The following is a 7,177-nucleotide window of genomic DNA, read 5'->3' as shown; positions in this document are numbered from 1 at the left end:
TCGAGAAGAACAAATTCGGCTGCGTTTTGAGAAGAATTTCTTGTGTGGAACATGAGAAAGACACCGTCCTTTTGAAGTCTTTCTTTTATTTTATTACAGGAGAATGGATATTTTAAGGGAAAATAAAAGCTGTCGAGATTTTCTCGACAGCCTGAGCCTCAACCGCTAGGGTTGAGGCTTTTTTAATTTTTATGACAAAGCAAACGCCCAAAGCACTGATGCTTCGGGCGCTGTCACTCTTATCCTCTTTTTCTGGATAACAGGCTAACTAGAAATACAACAATGGCTGCGCCGATCACCGCTGGAATAATGGCAAATCCGGCTAGGTTCGGGCCCCATGTACCCAGCAGCCCGTGTCCGATCCACGCACCGATAAGACCCGCGATCATAGACCCGATAATTCCGCCAGGCATATCTCCTTTCACAAACAGGCTTCCAAGCCACCCGATAATAATAGCGACGATAAGGGAAATAATAAAACTCATATACAACACATCCTATTTTATATTTATTTGCTTTTATCATTCCTCTTTTTTGTAGAGGATAAACAATTGGATGCTCTCATAAAAAAAGGGAACAGTTCAGAGCATATCGCCGCTCTATTAAGCCTTTTCTTTCAAAATTGGTTGCGTTAAAATGGTAGCCGTGTGAAAAGCTGCTAGACAAGGAAAAAATAATTCCTTACTAGAAAGTTTAACAAAATGAAACTTTTGATTGACCTAAGTTTTTTATTATGGTAAACCTTTATTTGTCAGAATTAGTTCTTCATCATCTTTCTTTACTTATATGCGGAAATAACTAGAAACTTTTCATCTTAAGCGATAGATGTGAATAAAGTTGGAGCGATTTTTGTCGATTTTATGACATTTAAGCGAAAATGGGATGAAGTTTATAAAAAAATAAAGCTAATAAGTGAACTTTTTGATAGCATAACAAAGTAGAGAAAAGATTTTGAGGAAGTATGCACTTCAGATTTATTACATCAATAGGAAGGATGGTGATCTTCTTGTTCAGAGCATTAAAACCATTACTTGTATTAGCGCTGTTAACTGTGGTTTTCGTCCTTGGGGGATGCAGCAATGCTTCAGTACTAGATCCGAAAGGGCCTGTAGCTCAACAGCAAACTGATTTAATCCTGTTATCTATCGGATTTATGCTGTTTATCGTTGGGGTCGTCTTTGTTCTATTTACCATTATTTTAGTAAAATACCGCGACCGTAAAGGCAAAGATAATGGATCTTATAACCCAAAAATTCACGGTAACACGTTTTTAGAAGTAGTCTGGACAGTGATCCCAATTTTAATCGTCATTGCACTTTCTGTGCCAACCGTACAGACGATATATTCGTTAGAAAAAGCTCCTGAAGCAACAAAGGACAAAGAGCCTCTTGTTGTTTATGCTACTTCGGTAGACTGGAAATGGGTATTCAGCTACCCTGAGCAGGATATTGAAACGGTCAACTATTTAAACATTCCTGTCGACCGCCCGATCTTGTTCAAAATTTCATCTGCAGATTCAATGGCTTCGCTTTGGATTCCTCAGCTTGGAGGACAAAAATACGCGATGGCAGGAATGCTGATGGATCAATACCTACAGGCTGATGAAGTAGGAACTTATAAAGGTCGCAACGCGAACTTCACAGGTGAACATTTTGCCGACCAAGTGTTTGATGTAAATGCAGTAACAGAAAAAGACTTTAACAGCTGGGTGAAAAAGACTCAAAATGAGGCTCCTAAGCTGACAAAAGAGAAGTATGATCAATTGATGCTTCCTGAAAATGTGGATGAATTAACATTCTCTTCTACTCACTTAAAATACGTTGATCACGGACAAGACGCAGAATACGCGATGGAGGCCCGTAAACGCCTTGGCTATCAAGCCGTTTCACCGCACTCTAAAACAGATCCGTTTGAAAACGTAAAAGAAAATGATTTTAAGAAGTCTGATGATACAGAAGAATGATATTGATCAGGAAAGGAGGAAGCCCGCATGAAATTCAAATGGGATGAATTTTTCGTAACAGGTGACCCATTAATTCTGGGCGCACAAGTTTCCATCGCTCTATCTACCATTGCCATCATATTTGTACTGACCTACTTCAAGAAGTGGAAATGGCTCTGGTCTGAATGGATAACAACTGTTGACCATAAAAAACTCGGAATCATGTATATTATTTCTGCTGTAATTATGCTATTCCGCGGCGGTGTCGACGGTCTGATGATGCGTGCCCAGCTAGCGCTTCCGAATAACAGTTTTTTAGACTCAAACCACTATAATGAAATTTTTACGACTCACGGTACGATCATGATTATCTTCATGGCGATGCCATTTTTAATCGGTCTTATTAACGTTGTTGTACCTCTTCAAATCGGTGCTCGAGACGTTGCATTTCCTTACTTGAACAACCTGAGCTTCTGGACGTTCTTTGTAGGGGCGATGCTTTTCAATATTTCTTTCGTAATCGGAGGTTCTCCGAACGCAGGCTGGACAAGTTACATGCCGCTTGCAAGTAATGATATGAGCCCTGGGCCGGGTGAGAACTACTACCTCCTCGGACTTCAGATTGCCGGTATCGGTACCCTGATGACAGGGATCAACTTTATGGTGACAATCTTAAAAATGAGAACAAAAGGCATGACATTAATGCGTATGCCAATGTTCACATGGACAACACTGATCACAATGGTTATTATCGTGTTTGCGTTCCCTGTACTTACAGTAGCTTTAGCACTTTTATCATTTGATCGTTTGTTCGGTGCTCACTTTTTCACATTGGAAGCAGGCGGTATGCCGATGCTTTGGGCTAACTTGTTCTGGATTTGGGGACATCCTGAAGTATATATCGTTATTCTTCCGGCATTCGGTATTTTCTCTGAGATTATCTCAAGCTTTGCAAGAAAACAATTGTTTGGTTACACAGCGATGGTTGGTTCTATTATCGCCATCTCCGTATTGAGTTTCCTAGTTTGGACTCACCACTTCTTCACAATGGGGAACAGTGCGTCCGTTAACTCTTTCTTCTCAATTACGACAATGGCTATCTCGATTCCGACCGGGGTTAAAATCTTTAACTGGCTCTTTACCATGTATAAAGGCCGAATTAGCTTTACAACGCCTATGCTGTGGGCGCTTGCGTTCATTCCTAACTTCGTAATCGGCGGAGTTACAGGGGTTATGCTTGCGATGGCAGCAGCGGATTATCAATACCATAATACGTACTTCCTTGTATCTCACTTCCACTATGTGTTGATTGCAGGTACTGTATTTGCTTGTTTCGCCGGATTTATTTTCTGGTATCCAAAAATGTTCGGCCACAAGCTGAACGAAAGAATCGGAAAATGGTTCTTCTGGATCTTTATGATCGGGTTCAATATTTGTTTCTTCCCGCAATATTTCTTGGGGCTTCAAGGCATGCCTCGCCGTATTTACACTTACGGACCGAATGACGGCTGGACAACATTGAACTTTATTTCAACTGTCGGAGCTTTCATGATGGGTGTAGGATTCTTAATCCTTTGCTATAACATCTACTACAGCTTCCGCTACTCAACTCGTGAAATCAGCGGAGATTCATGGGGTGTGGGACGCAGTCTTGATTGGGCGACTTCTTCTGCGATTCCGCCGCACTACAACTTTGCGGTGCTTCCTGAAGTCAAATCTAAGGATGCATTCCATCAAATGAAAGAAGAAAAAACCGAGTTATACCCTGAAAGCAAATTCAAGAAAATCCATATGCCAAGCAACTCTGGCAGACCGTTCTTAATGTCTGTTGCCTTCGGTATCGCCGGCTTTGGGCTTGTCTTTGAATGGTACTGGATGGGCGTAGTCGGATTGATCGGAGTCCTGCTCTGCATGGTTCTGCGTTCATTCGAGTACGACAATGGCTACTACATTAGTGTTGATGAAATAAAAGAGACGGAAAGAAAGATTTCCGAATAAGGAGGCGTGAGTTATGGAACATGCAGAACACGGCAATTCTAACGCGCCTATGGAATATCAATCCGAAACCGGCAGACTTAATATACTCGGGTTTTGGATCTTTTTAGGGGCAGAAATTGTGTTGTTCTCAACACTATTTGCAACCTTCTTCGTTCTTCAAAACAGAACAGCAGGAGGTGTCTTACCGGACGAACTGTTTGAAGTGAATCTGGTAATGATTATGACGTTCTTGCTGCTTATCAGCAGCTTTACCTGCGGGATCGCTGTTCATGAAATGCGCCGCGGAAGTTTAAAAGGCGTCGTCATTTGGACAATTATCACTCTTCTACTCGGCGCCGGCTTCGTCGCATGCGAGATCAACGAGTTTGTCCACTATGTACATGAAGGAGCATCTCTCGGTACAAGTGCGTTCTGGTCTGGATTCTTTGTTTTACTTGGAACTCACGGAACTCACGTAACAATCGGTATTTTCTGGATTACAGGCATCCTGATTCAGTTGAAGAAACGCGGCTTAACTCCGCAAACTTCATCTAAAATCTTTATCTCAAGCTTGTACTGGCACTTCTTAGATGTTGTATGGATTTTCATCTTTACAGGTGTCTATCTCATGGGATTGGGGGGTCTGTAAAATGGCAAACAAATCTGCTGAACACAGTCACTTTCCATGGAAGCACATTGTAGGTTTTGCACTTTCTATTGTTTTGACCCTGCTGGCTCTATGGGTTGCAGTGTATACTGAATTGAGTCCATCAGCAAAACTTTGGATCATTTTCGGCTTCGCCTTCATTCAGGCGGCGCTTCAGCTCCTCATGTTCATGCACATGACAGAGAGCGAAAACGGCAGTATCCAAGTCGGAAACACGCTGTTCGGATTCTTCGGCGCGATCGTTATCGTACTTGGTTCCATCTGGATTTTCGCAGCTCACTATCACCATGGTGACCATATGGACGGAAATCCTCCTGGAGGCGCTGAACACTCAGAGCATTCAGGCCACAACGAATAATACAAAAACCCTCTTCGTTAGAAGAGGGTTTTTAGTATAAGCTAAAATCCCGAAATGAAATTTTGTTTTTGAATTTTCATTGGACGAGCAGTGGAGCACTTTTCACAGGATGTGGTGATGGCGGTGTTTAAGGCCAAGACGCCTGGGCGATTAGCCATAACCCGTGAGCACCAACGCGCAGGACTGACAACGAATGCGCGGGCTTGTCGACACACTGAAACCCCTCTTCGTTAGAAGAGGGGTTTATGCTGTTTTCAGCTGTTGCTTCGCTTTCTGCGAAGATACGGAAGACCGTAAATGATAAACGCGGCGATATGAGCGACAATGACGTTGACGGCAAACAAGATAATCATGAGAGTGTGTCCTAGTGGAGAAAGGCTTTCTGTTGCGTAGAAGAAGAAGAATACCCACATTAAGATGATTGGCGGAATAGCAGAGAGTGCGACTTTTTTGTTATCAAGCCATATAAAGAGTGGTGTTGCGCTGGCAACCAATAAATAAGCAAAAAACATGTCCATCATACCCGTCTCCTTTCATTTTGTGATAACGTTTACAAAAATGAAATAGAGGAACTGAGTTGTGTCTGTTTTATGGTTGTTTTGTGAACATTCTGTTACAATTATTATACCATGTTTTCCAGAAATTGATACGTGTTTTTACAGAAATGGACTGGATCTATCGTCTTATTTTTTAGATTCATTTGCTAGGAGAAAATATAGAGATCGAGCTTAGGTATTTCTTTGAATTAAAATGATTTAAAGGAAACAGTAAGTTGTATGAGCGTTTTAGGAACGACACACATTTTTACATTCACTTTTAAAAACCCATTGGAATAGGGTTTTTTTATTTCGAAAGTTTTGTGTCAATCGAAACATTTCGGTTTATGATACGTCATATTTCGTGTAGCTGAAAAAGTGTCGTATGCGCGCAAAAAACATAAATGGAAGCGAGCTTCACGTGTCATCTTGAACGTGGTTCATGTATAATAAACATTAGTGATTTTCCGATGAAAATGTAAGGCGGGATAGAATGAGTCGATATAAGAAGCAGCAAAACCCCTTTTATCAGGGGGATTTGATTTTTATATTTGGTGTGTTTTTTATTATAAGCGTAGTATCAATTTATGCTGCTGGTCAATTTGGACAGTATGGGAACACGGATTGGATACAGCAAATTGTGTTTTATTTATTGGGAGCTGTTGCCATCACAGTGCTATTGTACTTTGATTTAGAACAGCTTGAAAAATTAAGTTTATATATTTTTATCATTGGTATTTTATCTTTGATTATTCTTAAGATCAGTCCTGAGTCCATCGCACCTGTCATTAAAGGCGCAAAAAGTTGGTTTAGGTTTGGGAGAATAACCATACAGCCGTCAGAGTTCATGAAGGTTGGTTTGATTATGATGCTAGCTTCAGTCATCGGAAAAGCCAATCCTAAAGGAGTCCGGACGCTTAGAGATGATATTCACCTGTTATTAAAGATTGCGGGTGTCGCAGTTATCCCTGTTGGTCTTATCCTGATGCAAGATGCTGGGACTGCGGGAATATGTATGTTTATCGTTCTTGTAATGGTTTTTATGTCAGGGATCAATTGGAAACTGATAACAATCATTGCTGGTTCAGGTATCTTACTCATTTCATTAATTTTATTAGTAATGATAAACTTTCCCGACGCTGCTAAATCAGTCGGAATACAGGAATATCAAATTAAGAGGGTTACTTCTTGGGTTTCTGATTCAAATGACACACAGAATGATGATAGCGGGTGGCAAGTTGATCAAGCTATCATGGCTATAGGATCTGGTGGCATTTTAGGAAATGGCATTTCTGATTTAAAGGTTTATGTTCCAGAAAGTACAACTGACTTCATCTTCTCTATAATAGGTGAATCCTTTGGATTTTTAGGCTGTGCCTTTGTCGTCATCATGTTCTTCTTCTTAATCTACAGGCTTGTCGTTCTGATTGACAAAATACATCCGTTTAACCGTTTCGCTTCTTTCTTTTGCGTTGGCTATACGGCGTTAATAGTGATTCACACATTCCAGAATATCGGAATGAACATCGGCATTATGCCTGTTACCGGGATTCCGTTGCTGTTTGTCAGCTACGGGGGAAGCTCTACACTTTCCACGCTGATCGGCTTCGGGATTGTGTATAATGCAAGTGTGCAGCTGACGAAATACAGAAGTTATCTCTTTAATTCATAATATGCAGACAGCCTTGAAAAAGGCT

The 7,177-nt window shown here is 41.1% G+C and carries 7 protein-coding genes; 5 read left to right on the top strand and 2 right to left on the bottom strand.

Annotated features, from left to right (window positions below; genetic code table 11):
* Window positions 1–239: 239 nt before the first annotated feature.
* Window positions 240–485: a GlsB/YeaQ/YmgE family stress response membrane protein gene (locus tag Q3W56_RS17200; protein WP_019716135.1), complete on the bottom strand. Its 246-nt coding sequence runs from the start codon at window positions 483–485 to the stop codon at window positions 240–242.
* A 512-nt stretch (window positions 486–997) separates the two neighbouring features.
* Between Q3W56_RS17200 and qoxA the strand changes: the two genes are divergently transcribed.
* Genes qoxA through qoxD form a run of 4 tightly spaced genes read left to right on the top strand, consistent with a single transcriptional unit; the run spans window position 998 to window position 4,944 of the window.
* On the top strand, window positions 998–1,963 hold the full coding sequence (qoxA, locus tag Q3W56_RS17195; RefSeq protein ID WP_302896287.1) for a cytochrome aa3 quinol oxidase subunit II: 966 nt from the start codon (window positions 998–1,000) through the stop codon (window positions 1,961–1,963).
* Window positions 1,964–1,990: 27 nt separating this feature from the next.
* On the top strand, window positions 1,991–3,940 hold the full coding sequence (gene qoxB / locus Q3W56_RS17190) for a cytochrome aa3 quinol oxidase subunit I (RefSeq protein WP_302896286.1): 1,950 nt from the start codon (window positions 1,991–1,993) through the stop codon (window positions 3,938–3,940).
* A 13-nt stretch (window positions 3,941–3,953) separates the two neighbouring features.
* A complete protein-coding gene (gene qoxC, locus Q3W56_RS17185; RefSeq protein WP_302896285.1) occupies window positions 3,954–4,568 on the top strand; it encodes a cytochrome aa3 quinol oxidase subunit III in 615 nt (204 codons plus the stop codon).
* A 1-nt stretch (window position 4,569) separates the two neighbouring features.
* Complete coding sequence (gene qoxD / locus Q3W56_RS17180; RefSeq protein WP_302896284.1) at window positions 4,570–4,944, top strand: cytochrome aa3 quinol oxidase subunit IV; 375 nt, start codon at window positions 4,570–4,572, stop codon at window positions 4,942–4,944.
* A 254-nt stretch (window positions 4,945–5,198) separates the two neighbouring features.
* On the opposite strand, the gene ywcE is transcribed toward qoxD, so the two are convergent.
* A complete protein-coding gene (gene ywcE, locus Q3W56_RS17175; protein ID WP_080010364.1) occupies window positions 5,199–5,465 on the bottom strand; it encodes a spore morphogenesis/germination protein YwcE in 267 nt (88 codons plus the stop codon).
* Between the two features lie 508 nt (window positions 5,466–5,973).
* Between ywcE and rodA the strand changes: the two genes are divergently transcribed.
* A complete protein-coding gene (gene rodA / locus Q3W56_RS17170; RefSeq protein ID WP_302896283.1) occupies window positions 5,974–7,152 on the top strand; it encodes a cell shape-determining peptidoglycan glycosyltransferase RodA in 1,179 nt (392 codons plus the stop codon).
* Window positions 7,153–7,177 lie beyond the last annotated feature (25 nt).

The sequence above is a fragment of the Bacillus sp. C28GYM-DRY-1 genome (assembly GCF_030519405.1).
Classification (GTDB): Bacteria; Bacillota; Bacilli; order Bacillales; family Bacillaceae; genus Bacillus; species Bacillus spizizenii_A.
This window is presented reverse-complemented; position numbering and strand designations above follow the sequence as displayed.

Excerpts from the sequence above, each read along its gene's own strand:
- Q3W56_RS17200 (WP_019716135.1), bottom strand. The coding sequence starts at position 485 with ATGAGTTTTATTATTTCCCTTATCGTCGCTATTATTATCGGGTGGCTT.
- qoxB (WP_302896286.1), top strand. The coding sequence starts at position 1,991 with ATGAAATTCAAATGGGATGAATTTTTCGTAACAGGTGACCCATTAATT.
- qoxC (WP_302896285.1), top strand. The coding sequence starts at position 3,954 with ATGGAACATGCAGAACACGGCAATTCTAACGCGCCTATGGAATATCAA.
- qoxD (WP_302896284.1), top strand. The coding sequence starts at position 4,570 with ATGGCAAACAAATCTGCTGAACACAGTCACTTTCCATGGAAGCACATT.
- ywcE (WP_080010364.1), bottom strand. The coding sequence starts at position 5,465 with ATGATGGACATGTTTTTTGCTTATTTATTGGTTGCCAGCGCAACACCA.
- rodA (WP_302896283.1), top strand. The coding sequence starts at position 5,974 with ATGAGTCGATATAAGAAGCAGCAAAACCCCTTTTATCAGGGGGATTTG.